The sequence below is a fragment of the Croceicoccus sp. Ery5 genome (genome assembly GCF_020985325.1).
Lineage (GTDB): Bacteria > Pseudomonadota > Alphaproteobacteria > Sphingomonadales > Sphingomonadaceae > Croceicoccus.
The window spans coordinates 559,092-576,102 of the sequence record NZ_CP087587.1 but is presented as its reverse complement, the minus strand read 5'-3'; the positions used below and the strand labels follow the sequence as shown (position 1 = coordinate 576,102).

The 17,011-nt window shown below is 63.6% G+C and carries 15 protein-coding genes; 3 read left to right on the top strand and 12 right to left on the bottom strand.

Translation table 11 applies throughout. The features are described 5' to 3' along the window. Nucleotides 1–10: 10 nt before the first annotated feature. Genes LOZ74_RS02815 through LOZ74_RS02800 form a run of 4 tightly spaced genes read right to left on the bottom strand, consistent with a single transcriptional unit; the run spans nt 11 to nt 3,566 of the window. Nucleotides 11–610: an ABC-type transport auxiliary lipoprotein family protein gene (locus tag LOZ74_RS02815; protein WP_230292801.1), complete on the bottom strand. Its 600-nt coding sequence runs from the start codon at nt 608–610 to the stop codon at nt 11–13. A gap of 8 nt (nt 611–618) precedes the next feature. Further along, the gene (locus LOZ74_RS02810; RefSeq protein ID WP_230292800.1) at nt 619–1,557 is read right to left on the bottom strand and encodes an MlaD family protein; all 939 of its coding nucleotides are present in this window, start codon (nt 1,555–1,557) and stop codon (nt 619–621) included. A 12-nt stretch (nt 1,558–1,569) separates the two neighbouring features. Next, nucleotides 1,570–2,460 carry an ABC transporter ATP-binding protein gene (locus tag LOZ74_RS02805; protein ID WP_230292799.1) on the bottom strand — a complete coding sequence of 297 codons (891 nt, stop codon included), beginning with the start codon at nt 2,458–2,460 and terminating at the stop codon, nt 1,570–1,572. Beyond that, nucleotides 2,460–3,566 carry an ABC transporter permease gene (locus LOZ74_RS02800; protein WP_230293793.1) on the bottom strand — a complete coding sequence of 369 codons (1,107 nt, stop codon included), beginning with the start codon at nt 3,564–3,566 and terminating at the stop codon, nt 2,460–2,462. Before LOZ74_RS02800 ends, LOZ74_RS02805 begins: the two co-directional genes overlap by 1 nt. Nucleotides 3,567–3,705: 139 nt before the next feature. Between LOZ74_RS02800 and LOZ74_RS02795 the strand changes: the two genes are divergently transcribed. The 3 genes from LOZ74_RS02795 to LOZ74_RS02785 all read left to right on the top strand — a co-directional run bounded on the left by LOZ74_RS02795 (nt 3,706) and on the right by LOZ74_RS02785 (nt 8,172). Further along, a complete protein-coding gene (locus tag LOZ74_RS02795; RefSeq protein ID WP_230292798.1) occupies nt 3,706–6,414 on the top strand; it encodes a valine--tRNA ligase in 2,709 nt (902 codons plus the stop codon). Nucleotides 6,415–6,417: 3 nt separating this feature from the next. Next, nucleotides 6,418–7,164, top strand: a complete 747-nt coding sequence (locus LOZ74_RS02790) for a 7-carboxy-7-deazaguanine synthase QueE (protein ID WP_230292797.1) — start codon at nt 6,418–6,420, stop codon at nt 7,162–7,164. A gap of 111 nt (nt 7,165–7,275) precedes the next feature. Further along, entirely contained in the window at nt 7,276–8,172 is an 897-nt protein-coding gene (locus tag LOZ74_RS02785; RefSeq protein ID WP_230292796.1) for a RimK family alpha-L-glutamate ligase, read from the top strand. Nucleotides 8,173–8,182: 10 nt separating this feature from the next. Here LOZ74_RS02785 and LOZ74_RS02780 read toward each other — a convergent pair whose 3' ends face one another. The 8 genes from LOZ74_RS02780 to LOZ74_RS02745 form a co-directional block, all read right to left on the bottom strand. Further along, on the bottom strand, nt 8,183–8,878 hold the full coding sequence (locus LOZ74_RS02780; protein WP_230292795.1) for an HPP family protein: 696 nt from the start codon (nt 8,876–8,878) through the stop codon (nt 8,183–8,185). A 53-nt stretch (nt 8,879–8,931) separates the two neighbouring features. Beyond that, a complete protein-coding gene (locus LOZ74_RS02775; protein ID WP_230292794.1) occupies nt 8,932–9,243 on the bottom strand; it encodes a (2Fe-2S) ferredoxin domain-containing protein in 312 nt (103 codons plus the stop codon). Next, nucleotides 9,240–10,190, bottom strand: a complete 951-nt coding sequence (locus LOZ74_RS02770; RefSeq protein WP_230292793.1) for a glutaminase — start codon at nt 10,188–10,190, stop codon at nt 9,240–9,242. Before LOZ74_RS02770 ends, LOZ74_RS02775 begins: the two co-directional genes overlap by 4 nt. A 56-nt stretch (nt 10,191–10,246) precedes the next feature. Then, a complete protein-coding gene (locus tag LOZ74_RS02765; RefSeq protein WP_230293792.1) occupies nt 10,247–12,121 on the bottom strand; it encodes an ATP-binding protein in 1,875 nt (624 codons plus the stop codon). A 462-nt stretch (nt 12,122–12,583) separates the two neighbouring features. Further along, on the bottom strand, nt 12,584–13,315 hold the full coding sequence (locus LOZ74_RS02760; RefSeq protein ID WP_370638897.1) for a TIGR02186 family protein: 732 nt from the start codon (nt 13,313–13,315) through the stop codon (nt 12,584–12,586). Between the two features lie 44 nt (nt 13,316–13,359). Further along, complete coding sequence (locus tag LOZ74_RS02755; protein ID WP_230292791.1) at nt 13,360–14,277, bottom strand: sulfite exporter TauE/SafE family protein; 918 nt, start codon at nt 14,275–14,277, stop codon at nt 13,360–13,362. 135 nt (nt 14,278–14,412) lie between these two features. Then, a complete protein-coding gene (locus LOZ74_RS02750) occupies nt 14,413–15,498 on the bottom strand; it encodes a hypothetical protein (protein WP_230292790.1) in 1,086 nt (361 codons plus the stop codon). Continuing rightward, nucleotides 15,495–16,946 (bottom strand): glycosyl transferase family protein, encoded by a 1,452-nt coding sequence (locus LOZ74_RS02745; RefSeq protein ID WP_230292789.1) that lies wholly within the window; start codon nt 16,944–16,946, stop codon nt 15,495–15,497. The genes LOZ74_RS02750 and LOZ74_RS02745 overlap by 4 nt, the downstream gene beginning before the upstream one ends. Nucleotides 16,947–17,011 lie beyond the last annotated feature (65 nt).

Genomic DNA, 17,011 nt, shown 5'->3' with positions numbered 1-17,011 from the left:
CTCCTGACGATCAGCTAAAGCCGTTCATCCATTCGGCGACCGACCCTGCCACCTCGTTCGCGGCATTGTTCAGCGCGGGCGCGACATAGGCCGCATCCGCCGAAATGCCGGGAACGGTCGAGGAAAAGCGCTGCGCATTGATCTTGCCTTCGGGATCGACCCGCACCGCATCGAAAGTGACGGTGACCGACATGGCCTGCGCGTCATATCCCATCTCGACCAGCTTGCCATACAGGCGCGTGCGGCGCGGCAGGCCGGGATCGGTGCCCTGTATCACCAGCCGCCCGCTGGTGACCCGCAGGGTTTCGGCCAGCAAGGACTGGAACAGCCGCGCCGGACGGTCGACGTAAAAGGCATTCTGCAAATAGGCGAGGCTGGACGCATCGATCTGCACCGGCACACGCTTGACGTCCAGCCGGTCCTCGACCTCGGGCTCGAACACGAAAATCGCGCTGTCGATCGTGCCTTCGCTGGCCGATCCGGCAGGTGCCTTGGCGGCAGGGGTCAGTGTGATCAGCTGTTCGGGCGGCTCCGCGCCCGATCCGATGCTGACGCAGGACGACAGCAACAAGGCACCGGCGCAAAGCGGCGCGAGGGACAGGAAACGCATCTTCATCCTCACGGCTGATACTCCGGCAAAGGCTGGCTGTTCAGAAAGGCGCCCGCGCCGTCGTCGTCCAGCTTTTCGGTTACATTGCGAAGGGCGCGGGTGGTGGCGCGCAGGTCACGGATCGCCGCCTCGGTCTCGGGCAGCGTGCTGGACGAGAATTGCTGAGCGGCCGGGCGCACGTCGTTCATCGTCGCTTCCAGCGTGACCATCGCGCTCTCCGCGCTTTTCAACGTCTCGCGAAGCTGGTCCGCCAGCGACTGCCCCTCGCCATTGACAAGCTGGTCGGTCGATTGGGCGACCTTCTCGAATTCGGCCAAGGTCAGCGTCGCCTGACGCAAGGTGCCCTGCAATTCAGCCATGGTCTGTTCGAAACGCGGGCTCGCCTCGGCCAGATTGCGGGTCATCCGGTCGGTGTTCTGCAGGATGCCCTCGATCGATTCCTGGTTCTTGTCCGACAGCATCATCGTCAAACGCTCGGTCAAAGTGGCCAGCCGTTCCATCAGCAAGGGCGCATTGGTCAGCAATTCGCCCAGCCCGCCGCGCCGCGTGGGGATAACGGGCACACCTTCGGGGCCCTTTTCGGTGATCGGCGGCGCACCGCGCACGGCCCCTTCCATCTGGATCGTCGAAACGCCGGTGAAACTGCCCTGTATCGTCGCGGTCGTGCCCTGCAACACCGGCACTTCGTCATCGACCGACACGCGCACGCGGACGAATTCGGGGTCTTTCTTCCACAATTCGATCCGGGTTACCTTGCCCACGGGAACGCCGGCATAGGCAACCTCCGACCCGCGGGCGAGGCCGCTGACCGATTGTTTGAAAAAGATGTCGTATTCGTTCTGCGCGCCTTCGTTCAGGCGCGCGATCCAGATCACGAAGGCCGCGGCCAGCGCCAGCAGCACAAGGGTCACTGCCCCCACCCAGATATGGTTTGCCCGCGTTTCCATGCCTGTCTGCCCCTATGCCCCCGCGGGGCCCTTCTTGTCCATCGCACCGGTATCGCGCGTATAGCTCGCTTCGGCCGCGCGGCCGCGCGGTCCGTTGAAATATTCCTGAATCCACGGATGATCGGTCGCCAGCAATTCGGGGATCGTACCCACCGCGATCACCTTTTTATCCGCCAGCACCGCCACGCGGTCGCAAATCGCATGCAGCGTATCCAGATCGTGCGTGATCAGAAATACCGTCAGCTTCAGCGTATCGGCCAGTTCGCGCGTCAACCGGTCGAACGCGGCAGCGCCGACCGGGTCCAGTCCCGCCGTCGGCTCGTCCAGAAACAGCAATTCGGGATCGAGCGCCAGCGCCCGCGCCAGCCCAGCACGCTTTTTCATGCCGCCCGACAATTCGGAAGGATATCTGCTGGTCGCCGTATCGGGCAGGCCCGACAGCACGACCTTGTACCGCGAAATCTCGTGCCGCAGCTCTTCCGAAATTTCGGGATAGAACTGCTTTAACGGCACCTCGACATTTTCGGCCACGGTCAGGGTGGAAAACAGCGCCCCGCCCTGAAACAGCACGCCCCAGCGCGAACGGATGCTCTCGTCGTCGCGATTGGCGGGGTCGAGTATATTGCGCCCCAGCACGTCGATCTGCCCTTCGCGCGGGGTCTGCAACCCGATGATCGATCGCATCAGCACCGATTTGCCGGTGCCCGATCCGCCGACCACGCCCAGAATCTCGCCCCGCCGCACCTTCAGCGACAGGTCCTGATGCACCACGAAATCCCCGAACGCATTGGTGATATTGTCGACCACGATGGGATATTCGCCATCGAACTGCGGCGGTTCATGATCGGTGTTGGCCGCGTCATTGGCCTGTTCGATCAGATGTTCGGCGTCTTCGCTGGCCATCAGCCCCACCCGATTTCGGTAAAGAACACGGCGAAAAAGGCATCGAGCACGATGACCATGAAAATCGCCTGCACCACCGCCATGGTGGTGCGCAGGCCCACTTCCTCGGCATTGCCGGAAACCTGCATCCCCTGATAACAGCCCGCCAGTGCCACGATCAGCCCGAACACCGGTGCCTTGATCACGCCGACCCAAACATCGGTCAGCGGCACGACTTCGCGAATGCGCAGCAGAAAGGTGAAGAATGGGATATCCAGCGCCACGCTGGCAATGAATGCGCCCCCGATGATCGCGATGACGGATGCGAAAAAGCCAAGCGGGATCATCATGAACACAGCCGCCAGAATGCGCGGCATGATGAGACGTTCCATCGGCGACACGCCGATCACGCGCATGGCATCGACCTCTTCGGTCAGCTTCATCGTGCCGATCTGGGCGGCAAAGGCGCTGCCCGAGCGGCCCGCGACCATGATCGCGGTCATCAATACGCCCAGCTCGCGGAAGGCCAGCCGCCCCGTTAGGTTGATCGTATAGATTTCGGCCCCGAACTGGGCGAGTTGCACCGCGCCCTGCTGTGCGATCACGATGCCGATCAGAAAGCTCATCAATCCGATGATGCCCAGCGCCGATACGCCGACCAGCTCGAACTGCCGGACCAGCGCGGTCATCGGAAAGCGGCGCGGATGGCGGATCAACGACCCCATCGCCAGCACCGTCGCGCCAAGGAAATCGACCACGCCGACCACGCCGCTGGCCCAGTTGAGCACGATTTTGCCCATCGATTCGGCCACGCGGTCCACCACCCCGTGGCGCGGCGGGGTGATATCGGCATCGGTGGCGCAATCGTCGACCGCGTCCATCAGGCGCTTTGCCTTGCGGCTGGCGCCGTCGATCCGCGCATCCAGTGCATGGGCGGCGCGCATCACGACCCATGCGCCGACCGTGTCGATGTCCTGCACTTGCGAGATATCGATCGCCGCCAGCGAATCGCTGGCGCGCAGGTAATCGTCCAGCGGTGCGACCGACGAAACCGTCAAAGGCCCCGTCACCACCAGCACCGGGCCGCCGTCACCCTCTTGCGTTTCGAATTCCGCCCATACGCGCATGCGACGGGTCATGGGCGAAAAAGCGCCCGCTCACAAGCGTCTGGCGACGGGCGCACACAACCCATCGCCCCTTCCCCTTGGCGATTGCCGCGTTTCTAGATGCTTGCCCACGGGGCACAGCGCTGGCAAAGCGCCGCAGATGAACGATATTGCGACCCCCGCCACCCAATTGCCCAAGACTTTCGATCCGGCGGAGATCGAAGCGCGCTGGTATGCGCATTGGGAAGAAAACGGCCTTTTCCGTCCCGAACGTCCCGATGCCGAGGGTTTCACCATCGTGAACCCACCGCCGAACGTGACGGGCAGCCTGCATATCGGCCACGCGCTGGATAACACGCTGCAGGATATCGTGATCCGTTACGAACGCCTGCGCGGCAAGGATGCGCTGTGGGTCGTGGGCACCGACCATGCGGGCATTGCGACGCAGATGGTGGTGGAACGCAACCTCAACTCGCAAGGCATCAAGCGCACCGACATGAGCCGCGAGCAATTCCTTGACCATGTGTGGGAGTGGAAGGGCCAGTCGGGCGGCACGATCACCCGCCAGCTGCGTCGCCTTGGATGTTCGATGGACTGGAGCCGCGAACAGTTCACCATGGACGAACATTTCTCCAGGGCGGTGCTGAAGGTCTTTGTCGACCTGTATAACCAGGGCCTGATCTATCGCGACAAAAGGCTGGTGAACTGGGATCCGGCGCTGAAAACCGCGATCTCGGACCTTGAGGTCGAAACGCGCGAGGTTCAGGGCGGCTTCTGGCACTTCAAATACCCGCTGGCCGATGGTGTGACATTAGCCAACGGGCAGGATTTTATCGAGGTTGCGACTACGCGCCCCGAAACCATGCTGGCCGATATGGCGGTCGCGGTGCACCCGTCCGACGAACGCTATGCCAGCGTGATCGGCAAGGACATTCTGCAGCCCATCACCGGCCGCCGGTTCAAGGTGGTCGCGGACGAACATGCCGATCCCGAACTGGGCTCGGGCGCGGTGAAGATCACGCCGGGGCACGATTTCAACGACTTTGAAGTCGGCAAGCGCGCGGGGATCGCGGCGGGGCAGATGCTCAACATGCTCGATGGCGAGGCGCGGGTGGTGCAGACCGCCGACGGGCTGGTCCCGGACGAGTTCCTCGGCCTCGACCGCTTCGATGCGCGCAGACTGGTCGTACAGCGCATGAAGGAACAGGGCTTCCTGATCCCGCATGTCACCAAAGATAAAGAAGGCAACGAAACCGAACACGACGCCGAACCGCGCACCATCGCCACGCCCTTTGGCGATCGCGGCGGGGTGGTGATCGAACCGTGGCTGACCGACCAGTGGTATGTCGATGCCGAAAAGCTGGCCGTCGGCCCGATTGAGGCGGTGAAGGACGGCCGCATCGAAATCGTCCCCAAGAGCTGGGAAAAAACCTTCTTCAACTGGATGGAAAACATCCAGCCATGGTGCGTGTCGCGCCAGCTGTGGTGGGGGCACCAGATACCGGCATGGTATGCCGATGACGGCAAGGTCTACGTGGCCGAGACGGAGGAAGAGGCGCAGGCCCTTGCCGGTGACGGCGTGGCGCTGACGCGGGACAATGACGTGCTCGACACGTGGTTCTCCTCTGCGCTGTGGCCTTTCGCCACGCTCGGCTGGCCTGACGATACGGCGCTGGTGAAAAAGCATTATCCCAACTCGCTGCTCGTCTCGGGCTTCGACATCCTCTTTTTCTGGGATGCGCGCATGATGATGCAGGGCATGCATTTCATGGGAGAGGTGCCGTGGCCGCGCCTCTATCTGCACGGCCTTGTCCGCGCGGCGGATGGCGCGAAAATGTCGAAGTCCAAGGGCAATGTCGTCGACCCTCTGGGGCTGATCGACCGATATGGCGCCGATGCGCTGCGCTTCTTCATGGCCGCCATGGAAAGCCAGGGCCGCGACGTGAAGATGGATGAAAAGCGGGTCGAGGGTTACCGCAATTTCGCGACCAAGCTGTGGAACGCGGCGCGCTTCTGCGAAGCGAACGGCATAACCGCATCCACCGGCATCGCAGCACCCGCCGCGACCAGCGCGGTCAACCGCTGGATCATCGGCGAAACCGTTGCCACGCTGAATGCGTTGGACGAGGCCATGGCCGCGCTGCGTTTCGATGCGGCGGCGAACACGATCTATCAATTCGTCTGGGCGAATTTCTGCGACTGGTATCTGGAACTTATTAAAGGCCAGATGGACGAAGAGACCAAGGCCGTCGCCGGCTGGGTGCTCGACCAGATTCTTGTCATGCTGCACCCGTTCATGCCCTTCATTACCGAGGAGCTGTGGTCGAAGCTGGGCGAGCGCGACGAATATCCGCTGATCACCGCGAAATGGCCCGAACCGCAAGCCGCCATCGCCCCCGCCGCCAAGGCCGAGGTCGACTGGCTGATCGCGCTGACCACGGCGCTTCGCGGCGCCAAGAACGAGCTGGGCCTTGCGCCGGGCGCGAAGCTGGATGCATTCCTGCCCAGCCCCAGCGAGACCGCGAAACTGGCCATTGCCGCCAATCCCGCTGCGATCGACCGCGTGGCACGGCTATCTTCGGTAACATTCGGCGATGCTCCCGCGGGCGCGGCCATGCAGGTGACGGCGGGCGACGATACTTTCGTCATTCCGCTTGAAGGGCTGATCGATATCGACGCCGAAAAGGCACGGCTCGAAAAGGCGCTCGCTGCCTCTACCAAGGAAGCCAGATCGCTCGAAGGCCGTCTGTCGAACGCGAATTTCGTCGATCGCGCCAAGCCCGAAGCCGTGGAAAAGGCCCGCGCCGACCATGCGCATCACTCGGCAGAGGTCGAACGGCTGACGGCGGCTCTGGCACGGTTGGGGTAAGATTTGCCGATCGTCCTCGCCACGACAACGCCGGGCGAGCCGGAGATATTCGCCTCGCTACAGGGCGAAGGACCGTCGATCGGGCGGCCCAGCGTGTTCGTGCGCCTGTCGCGCTGCAACCTCGCCTGCCACTGGTGCGACACGGCCTATACGTGGCGCTTTACCGGCGACAACCGCCCGCATCGCAGCGGGGAAAGTTTCGCGCGCAAGGCGAACCAGATCGCGATGGGCGAACGCGACGCGGCGCAGGCCATTCTGGCACTTGGCCCCGAACGGCTTGTGATCACGGGGGGAGAGCCCCTGTTACAGGCGTCGGCCCTCACCAAACTGCTGACGCTGCTGCGCGAAATCCGTCCCGACTTGCATGTCGAGATCGAAACCAACGGCACGGTAGAGGCACCGCCCGCGCTGGACGCGTTGATCGACCAGTATAATGTCAGCCCCAAGCTGGCGCACAGCGGCAACACGCCCGATCTGGCGCTGATCCCCGAACGATTGCAGGCCTATGCCGGCGACCCGCGTGCCTTTTTCAAATTCGTCATCGCACAGCCCGGCGATCTGGAAGAAGTGCTTGAACTGAAAAGCGAATATGGCATCCCCGCCACCCGCCTGCAGCTAATGCCGGAGGGGACCGATTCGGCCACCCTATACGACCGGATGCACTGGTTGGCCCCGCTGGCGATGCGGCACGGGCTGCGCATGACCGACCGGATGCATATTCATATTTACGGCGACACGCGCGGCACGTAAGGGGCGCGACCCTCAACTCTCGTTCCGCGATTCCCCCCTTTTCGAACGTCCCCAAAATGTCTTGATCACGGCCTATTGGCCGCTGATCGCCCCTGCGTGAGCATACCCTCCATGAAAAGCTGGATTTTGTACAAGGACTCGGCCGCTGCGCTGAAGCCCGAAGCCTATGAAGTGCGCCGCCTGATCGAAACCGGTGCCAAGCGCGGGCACGAGATCGAGGTGTTCAAGCCCGAACAGTTCGAACTGCTGGTCACTGCCGCCAACGAACGCAGCCTGATGGTCGATTCGGCCATCGTCGACCTGCCCGATGTGCTGCTGCCCCGCATGGGCGCGGGCACAACCTATTTCGCATTGTCTGTGATCCGCCAGTTCGAACGGCTGCGCGTGCCAACGTTCAACACCGCGCTCGCCATCGAAACCGTGCGCGACAAGCTGTTCACCCACCAGCTTCTCGCCCGCGCCAACCTGCCCATTCCCAAGACCATGCTGGCCAAGTTTCCCGTCGATGTCGGTCTGGTCGAACGCAAGCTGGGCTTCCCCATCGTCGTCAAAACGCTGAGCGGCAGTCAGGGCAGCGGCGTTTTCCTGTGCGAAGGGCGGCAGAATTTCGAGGATCTGATGGAACTGATCCGCGCCACCCAGTCGAACGCGAACCTTATATTCCAGGAATTCATCGCCGACAGCCGCGGGCGCGACGTGCGCATCCTTGTCATCGGCGGGCGCGTCGTCGCCGCGATGGAGCGGCGTTCGGTCAACGATAATTTCAAGGCGAATTTCTCTCTGGGCGGCGAAGTCGTGCCGTTCCAGCCCGACCGCAATGCCGAATGGCTGGCGCTGGAAAGCGCGCGACTGCTCGGCCTCGATATCGCCGGCATCGATTTGCTGTTCGACGGCGACGGCTACAAGATTTGCGAGGCGAACAGCTCACCCGGGTTCGAAGGGATCGAAAGCTGCTGCGACGTCGATATCGCGGCCGAAATTCTCGATTTCATCAACTTCCGGCTTTGATGAAAGGGCATCAGCGAGGGCGCTTGTTCCGCGCCCTCACCCTGCGTTGCAGCGCCTGATAGATCGCGTCCAGATCGTCGACATCGATATCCAGCACCTCGTCCCAATCGGCCAGCACCGCCTCTATATCCTCGCGCGTGTGGCGCAGGCCCGCCGCGGGCGCGGTCGGCACGACCGGGCGGTGCGGCCAATTATGGCCCGTAAGATTGTTATAGAGCCAGCCAGTCCCCGCTAGCGCAAAGACATTGAACATGATCGCCAGCATAATGGGCCAGCCCCACGCCTCCGCCCCGGACGCACCCAACGCGCATAGCAGGGCACACGCCCCGCCCGGCGGGTGCAGGCAGCGGGCGAAAGACATGGCGGCAATCGCCGCGCCCACCGCCAGCCCGCCCGCCAGCACCGGCATGCCCAGCGCATGACCCATGGCCAGCCCGATACAGGCCGACAAAAGATTGCCGCCAATGACCGACCATGGCTGCGCCAGCGGACTGGCCGGAACAGCAAACACCAGCACCGCCGATGCCCCCATCGGCGCATAGAGGACCGGGAATCCCGCCGCATTCGATCCAAGCAACAGCATGGTGACCAGCCCCGCGACCGCAATCGCCAGCCCGCCGCCGATTGCCCCACGAAACCACCCCAGATGGCCGCCCGCGCCTTGCGGCAGCAGCGATGCGGATCGCGAAATCAGAAATTCAAACATGGGGCGCCCATGGCAGCAAGCGCCGTGTATGGCCAAGCCATTATCGCCTTGCCCTAATCCCCCATTTCGGCCAGTTCGCGTGCCAGTTCGGATAGATCGGCGTCGGGGCTGACGATCCGCCATTGCCCCGGCGTGCGTGTGTCGACCAGTACCACGCCCTGCTTGGGACAAATATCCAGACACGGGACCTCGACGATCCCAAGCCGCGCCTTGCGGGTCTTTCCGGCGCCGGTTTCCTTTTTCAGTGCCTTGGCCAGACTGGTCTTTTTCCCGCCAAAGCCATGGCCGCGCTTTGCCTGCTTGCGGCTGCATTTGCGGCACACCAGAATGGCATGCGACCAGTTGGCGCGAATGTCCTGCTTCACCGTGCGCCCTCTGCCACCGGCGCGTCGAAGATCGACCACCCCGCCCGTGCCGCCAACCGTTCCAGCGCCAGCTTGCCCAGTTGCGAATTGCCCTTGGCGTCCAGCCCCGGCGACCAGACGGCCACGCTTGCCTTGCCCGGCGCGATGGCCAGAATGCCGCCGCCCACGCCCGATTTACCGGGAAGCCCGACGCGAAAGGCGAATTCGCCCGAACCGTCGTAATGCCCGCAGGTCAGCATCAGCGCATTGATTCGCCGTGCCCTTTCGGCGGACACGACGTTGAAACCGGTTTCCGGATTCACCCCGCCCCGCATCAGGAACCGGCCCGCCATCGCCAGCTGCCTGCAACTCAGCGCCAGCGAACATTGGTGGAAATACACGCCCAGCGCCCGCGCCGGATCATTCTGTAAATTGCCGAACGCCTTCATGTAATTGGCCAGAGCGAAATTGCGGAAACCGGTCTGCTGTTCGGCGCGGGCCACAGTCTCGTCGATGAAAATATCCTCGTCCCCCGCCAGCGTGCGGATGAAACGCAGCATTTCCCCGATCAACTCGCGCGGTTCGTGGCGGGCGAGCAGGATATCGGACACCACGATCGCGCCCGCATTGATGAACGGATTGCGCGGGATGCCATGTTCGGTTTCCAGCTGGACGATCGAATTGAACGCGCTGCCCGAAGGTTCGCGGCCCACGCGCGACCAGATGCGATCCCCTTCGCGGCCCAGCGCCATGGTCAGCGCGAATACCTTGGATATCGACTGGATCGAAAACGGCATATCGGCATCGCCCGCCAGATGGCAGGTGCCATCGGCCTCTATAACCGCCATGCCGAAACGGGCAGGGTCCACACAGGCAAGCGGCGGGATATAATGCGCGGGCACGCCCCTTTCAGGGGCTGCCGCCATTTCCGCACCAATATCCGCGACAATCGCAGCAAGATCGACCATGCCGCCGCCTTAGCCCGGGCGGGGGATGCGCGCCAGCGCAACCGCCCGCTTGCAGGCTAGCGCGACTGGGCGCGCCAGCGCATGACCGTGCGTTCGACCGCATCTTCCTCGCCGCCGGACTTCGACCACAGCTCGCTGAACAGCGGGTCTTCCGATGCCGGACGCTTGCGCTCTTCCAGCTCGTCGAATGTGACGCGCATCGGAATGGCCGTGCCCTCGCCGCAGACGATGCATTCGCGGTTCCGCAAGGCCGGAATACTGGCCAGAAAGCCGCGCGCGCCTTCGGGCATGGCGGCCTTCACGAAATCCTGGTCGCGTTCGTTGTTAAGGCGCATCGACAGGATCGTGCCGCACTGCGACAGCACACCTTCGGCAAGGTCGGACGGGCGCTGCGTGATCAGGCCCAGCGAGATACCGTATTTACGACCTTCCTTGGCGATGCGCGACAGGATCTTGCCGACCGAGTTGCCATCCGAATTGCGTTCGTTGGGCACGTAACGGTGCGCTTCCTCGCACACCAGCAGGATCGGCCGCGTCTGTTCGTCGCGGCTCCAGATCGCAAAGTCGAACACCATGCGTGACAGCATGGCGACCACCGTGCTGGTAATTTCCGACGGGACGCCCGACACGTCGATGATCGAGATCGGCTTGCCGTTCGTGGGCATGCGAAAAATGCGCCCGATCACATCGGTCATCGTATCGGCGACCAGCATGCCCGAGAACATGAACTGGTAGCGCGGATCGGCCTTGATCTCCTCGATCTTGCCCTTCACGCGCAGATAGGGCGCCGTATTGGTCGCCTTGTCCAGCTTGCCCATGTCTTCCTGAATGGCGTTGGTCAGATCGGACAAAAGGTAGGGAATGGGCGAGTCCACGGTCAGCTTGCTCATCCCGCCAGACATCTTGTTCTTGCCGCGCGCCTTCAGCAGGCAACGGGCCAGAATGTCCATATCGGCCATGCGGTCCGATCCTTCGGAGGTGATGAACACCTCGCAGTGCTCTTCGAAATTCATCAGCCAATAGGGCATGCGAAGGTTCGAAACGTCGAGCAATTCGCCAAAGCCCCGGAACGCGGCATTATATTCGCCGTGGGGATCGATCATCACGATATGACCCTCGGGCGCAGCTTCGCAGATGCGGTGAAGGATCAACGCGGCACTGGTCGATTTACCCGTACCGGTCGATCCCAGCAGGGCGAAATGCTTGCCCAGCATGGCATCGATATACAGGCCCGCGCGGATTTCCTTGGTCGGAAACACCTTGCCGATCTGGATATTGGCGCGCCCGTCCGACGCATAGATTTGCGCCAGATCGGGATTGGTCGCGGCATAGACCTCTGCTCCCGGGATCGGGTAATTGGTGATACCGCGCGTGAAATTGCGCACGCGGCCGGTCAGCTTTTCTTCCTGCCCCTCGCCCAGAAAGTCGATCTCGGCAATGATCTGACCGGTGCTGCGGTCAAGCGACTGGGTGCGCACGCTGGCCAGCAGCCAGATCTGGCCCACCCGCACCTTGATCTGCGAGCCGACAAGGCCGGCAAGCTGCACGGTCGGATCGCTGTCGGTCCGGCAATCGACCAGCCGGTCGCGTTGCAACATGACGCGCGACATCGAACCCGCAATGTCGAGCACCTCGCCGATCGGCGTCGCGGCCTGGCTGGGCTTGCGCTCTGCCGGATCGCGGGCGGCCTCCTCATCCCCATCGCCGGTGCCATCGGCCCGATCGAGCGTTTCAGCGACCTGTTCGGGATCGGGCGCGCGGTCGGTTTCAGGCGCGCTTCGGGCAGGCTCGGTTCGGGCGGGCGCAGCCCGGCGCACCGGTTCGGGCTCCGGCTCCTCCATCGGGGGACGGGGCGGTTCCACGGGGCGGTACATGCGGTCTTTTTCGCTCACTTCACCGGGGGGAAGCGGGGCACCGGTTTCGCGCACCATTTCTTCGCGATACGACGAAGATTGGGGTGGCGCGGGCGGCAATTCGGACGGAGGCGGCACCGGTACGTGCGGGCGGGCCGGTTTCAGCATTTCCGGATCGGGTTCGGGCGCGGCATTGCGAAAGCGGTTGAGGCGCGCCATGGCCGGAGACTGGCCGGAAGATTGGCTCGGAGATTGGCCCGGAGATTGGCCCGGAGATGAGTGCGCACCGGCCTGCTGGCGGCGATCTTCGGTCGGCGCGGCGCCCTCGTCCTGCGGCAGCGTGTCGGTGGTACGGCCAAAGGGCGAGCGCCTCGGGAAATCGGGGTTGCCGCCAAAAGGACGTCCCGAAAAGCGGGAAGTATGGTCGTTCATTGCCGCGCCTCGCTATGGGGCCGCCAAACGCGGCGACCCGTGAATTACGCAAGGCAGCTTAGGGGAGCAGGGTTAATGCGGTGCTAATACGCATGCACGCCGCGGGCCCTAGCCCAGCGCGAAAATGCGTCCCGCGGCCCAGCCCATGAACACCGACAGCGCCACTGCCATCAGGCCATAGATCAGGCTGTATTCGCGGGACCAAAGCTCTACCGCGCGTTCGAAACCGCGCTTGGTCACGGTCACCTCGCTGGTGGCAGAGGCGATCACCCGCCCGCGCGAGATGGCAAAGGTTTCGGCAGTGTAATTGCCCGTCAGCACGCTGGACGGCAAAGGGATGCGCGCCTGATAAAGCACGCCTTCGCTGATGGTGACCGCGCCTTCGTCCTGAACATACAGACCGCTGGCGACCCGCTTCGCGACCAGACCTGCGACGAAGCGGGACACTTCCTCGGGCCGGATCGCGCCGATGGGTGACAATTGCAGCGATTCGAGGCCCAGTTCGTAAATCGCCGCAGTCCGCGTATCGACAATCTCGGACAGCGGGCGCGAGGAGGCGACCGCGTAATAGGATGGCGCGGACCGGAACTGCGCCGAATCGGCGTTGATCCACATGCCCCAGATGCGCCGCTTTTCGCGCAGGTTGATCGCCTCGGTCGGGCCTTTCAGCACGACCACGATGTCATAGGGCGTATCGCTGCCCGCCCGTCTGCCATCGGGTTGCAGGACGGCGCCGTAAAGCAGCAGATCGGCACCGGTGAAGCCCTGCCGGACCACGACCTCGTGCTGGGAGATTTCGGGAATGAGGATGGGATCCCGCCCCTGCGCCATCGCCGGCATGGCCGCTATCGTGCCACAAAGGGCAAGGATCAGCGCCAGCCATTTCATAGCGGCGACACGGTGAAAATCTCGCCCGGGCGGAAGGTCAGCGTCACCGCCATTTGCAGCGCCACCGCCAGAACGATCGCCGCCAGCACCGCCCGCAGCAATTCGGGGCGCGCATTGAGCGCAAATTTGGCACCGATTTGCGCACCCGAAACCGAACCCAGCAGCAATAGAGCGGCCAGAACGATATCGACCGCATTGGTCGTCAACGCATGCATCATGGTGGTTGCGATGGTCGTAAAAAGGATCTGGAACAGCGAGGTTCCGACGACCACCGCCGCGCTCATCCCCAAGCCATACAACATCAGCGGCACCAGCAGGAATCCGCCGCCGATCCCCATCAGCATCGTCAACGTGCCCACCGCCATGCCCAGCAGCACAGGTGCCAATGGCGAGATATAGAGGCCCGATTTGTAAAACCGCCAACGCCCCGGCAGGCTGGTCACGAACGGATGATGGCGCCTTTTACTGGGCGGGCGCTTCAGGCGTTCGAAACGGTGCGACAAAAGTTCGGGCACCGATTCCATCGCCATCTTGATGCCGACGCTGCCCAGCACGACGACGTAAAGTATGGCGATGGCGACATCGATCTGGCCGATCGATTGCAACAGGCGGAACAGCAATGCGCCAATGCCGGTGCCGACGATGCCGCCGCCCACCATCATCGCACCCATCTGGTAATCCACCCCGCCACGCTTGGCGTGAAAGATCGCGCCCGAAACGCTGGCACCCGTCACCTGGCTGGCGGCAGAGGCCGCCGCGACCGTTGGCGGGATGCCGTAAAAGATCAGCAGCGGCGTCGTCAGAAACCCGCCCCCGACGCCGAACATGCCCGACAACAGCCCTGTCAGACCGCCCAGCAGGACGATGACGAGGCCGTTGACCGACAAATTCGCAATGGGAAGATAAACGTCCATGGCGGGGTTCAGAAGGTCCGGGCGGCGAAACAGCGACTTGCTGCATCATCGCTTATGCAACATGCGCGCTTTCCTGTCTGCCCATGGCGCGGCGATATCGCAAACTTATCGGCGGGTGGCGCAAAATGGTCGCAATCAGAAACCGGTCGACACCGTAATGACCGGACCCGACGCCGGCTGCGCATCGCCAGCAACGCGTTCGCGCCAGTCAATGCTGGCCCGCGCAAAGATGCCGCCGCCCACTGGCGCGGTGACTGAAAGGCTTGGGCCGATATCGATACGCTCCACATCCTCTTGCGCGCCGCCCCAGACGCCCGCACCTGCCTGCACGGTGGCAGGCCCGACATCGATGCTGCGCGTCACCCGCGCCTGCCCGTCGGCAAAACCCGTGGCGTTGCTGCCGCCGACATAGCCCGCCTGCGCATAGAGTTCGATATCGAGGTTAAGCGGCAAAGCCTGCGGTGGCGGTCCGAACACGCCGACCACGGCTGGCCGGACCAGCGTATCGCCCGAAAATCGCCCGACGCGCCCCTCTGCCAGAATTTCGAGCGGCAGCTGCTTTACCGGTTGCACGCCAACACCCGCGGCCAGTTCCCTGTCGGGCGTATCCAGTGCGCCCGTCGCGCGCATATGGGCACGGGGTTGCAGCGTATTGTCATGCGCCAGCCGATAGCGCAGCACCGCACCCGCCTGGCTCGCGCCATAGCTGAGCGCGCCCGGCACATTCGTGGCGCCCTCGCTTCCCTTGCGCCAGAGAAGCCAGCTGTCGGCCGACCAGCGACGCCCCGATGCTTCGCGCGAAGAAGGCGAGAAAGGCAGAAGCCTTGGCGCGATCGCAGGGGCCGATCCGGCAGGGACTGTCGCAGCCGGCGGGGCAGTGGGCGGTACGGCCACAGGCGTATGTGACGGGATCGCGGCAGGCGATGGAAAGAACACCGGCGGCGGGGGAAGCGTTAACGGCAAGGGGCGGATCGTGCGCGCTTCGTGCGGCACATCACTGTTTACAGGCGCGCTCGCCGCGGCTTCGGCTTCCGGCCTGGCCGGAGTAACCGCTTCGGCCATCACCGGCGCGGGTTCGCCCACCCGCTTTACCACATTGGGCGGCACCGGAACGTCGAGAAAATCGCCCGAAGGCACCAAAGCGCGCATGGCGACCCATCCGCCCATCAGACCGGTCAGCGCGACCAGTGGCTGCCCCCGCCGTCTTGCCGCCGATGTCACGAAATGGTGCCCGCCTCGGCAGGGTGGCGGTCATGCTCGGTCTTGTCCCAGACCTTCCCCTTGCCCCGCAAATCCGCGATATAGCGCATCAGCGCCCGTCGCGCCGAAATGATCGCGATGACATTGGCAACGGGAATGCGGATGACCGCGGCGACGCCTTCTCCCCAGCCATATTCGCGGCCCACCAGCACAAATCGCATGAAGGCGCGCCACAGGAACGCAAATGTGGTGAAGATCAATATCCAGTAGATCAGCGGCGGCAGCCGCGATGGCTGATAGATGCCTGCGGCCTCGCCCAGTCGCAACACGCCCGTCAGCAGGACCAGCGCATAGGCGCATAGCAAGACCAGCGCCACCAGCGGCCCCCGCCGGTCGCGCAGGCGCATCCAGAATTCCAGCGGGCTGCGGCTCCACCCCAGCTGTTCCCACCCGTCGAATGCAATGCCCTGCACCCATCGCGCCTTTTGCCTGACAGCCGCGTCCAGCCGGTGCGGGAAATAGGCGCGCGTCGCGATCAATGATCCGTCCACGGCCCGCGCGCGAATGAAGCTGCCGCCCCTGCCACGCTCGTCCTTCCGGCCGATGAGCATGCCCAGCTCGTAATCCTCGGTCAGGGCAGCGGGATCGAACGGCCCCGCTTGCTGGCCGCGCCGCGCGATGATCCGGTCGAGCGCGTCACGCGCAAAGGCGCAGCCGACGCCCGCAGCGGGTATTCCCGCGCCCAGTTCGGCTCGCACCACCATCTCTCGCGCATGCGCGTCGGTAAATTCGTCGCAATAATGGCCCGATATGAATTGCGATGCCTCGTGCCGTTCGGGTCTGACAGGAATCTGTACGAAATCGGCGCGATCCAGCTCTGCATCTATCAGCGACAGGGCCTGCGGATGGACCAGATCCTCCGCATCATGCAGCAGGACGGCACGAAACCGCCTGCCCGTGCGCTGTTCATCCACGACCATCGCGGCGAAGCATCTATTCAGACAGTCGCCCTTCGTCGTCGGACCGGGCGTTTCATTGATGACGATGCGAAGCCGCGGATCGACCGATCCGTCAGTGCGGATACAGGCGTCGGCAATTGCGGCCTGCGTATCGGGATCGTTGACGTAACACCCGGCATAGATGCGCAATTCGCGGTGCGGCCAGACCGACAATGCATGCCGAAGCATCGGGCCGATCACCCGCGCCTCGCGCCATGCAGGCACGAATAATGCGATGGGGGCAGTCAGTTCGGCCGCTAGCGGCGCGGACAATTGCCGCGTTTTCCCCCGGCCGGTCAGCTTGAGCCAAAGCCATGCGCTATCGATGGCCAGCTCGTCCAGCGCCCCGATCAGGAACCAGAAACCGGCGAACAGCAGCAGTTCCAGCCGAACCGCTTCCAATATGGAAAAAAGCGGGGTTACAACCCCCGCGCCTGCGACCATCGATGCCCCCGTCCAGGGACGCGTCACTTCCGACGGACAACGCGCCCCAACATGGCGGGTCTAGCTGCGCTTCAAACGGGCCGCAAGCGAGG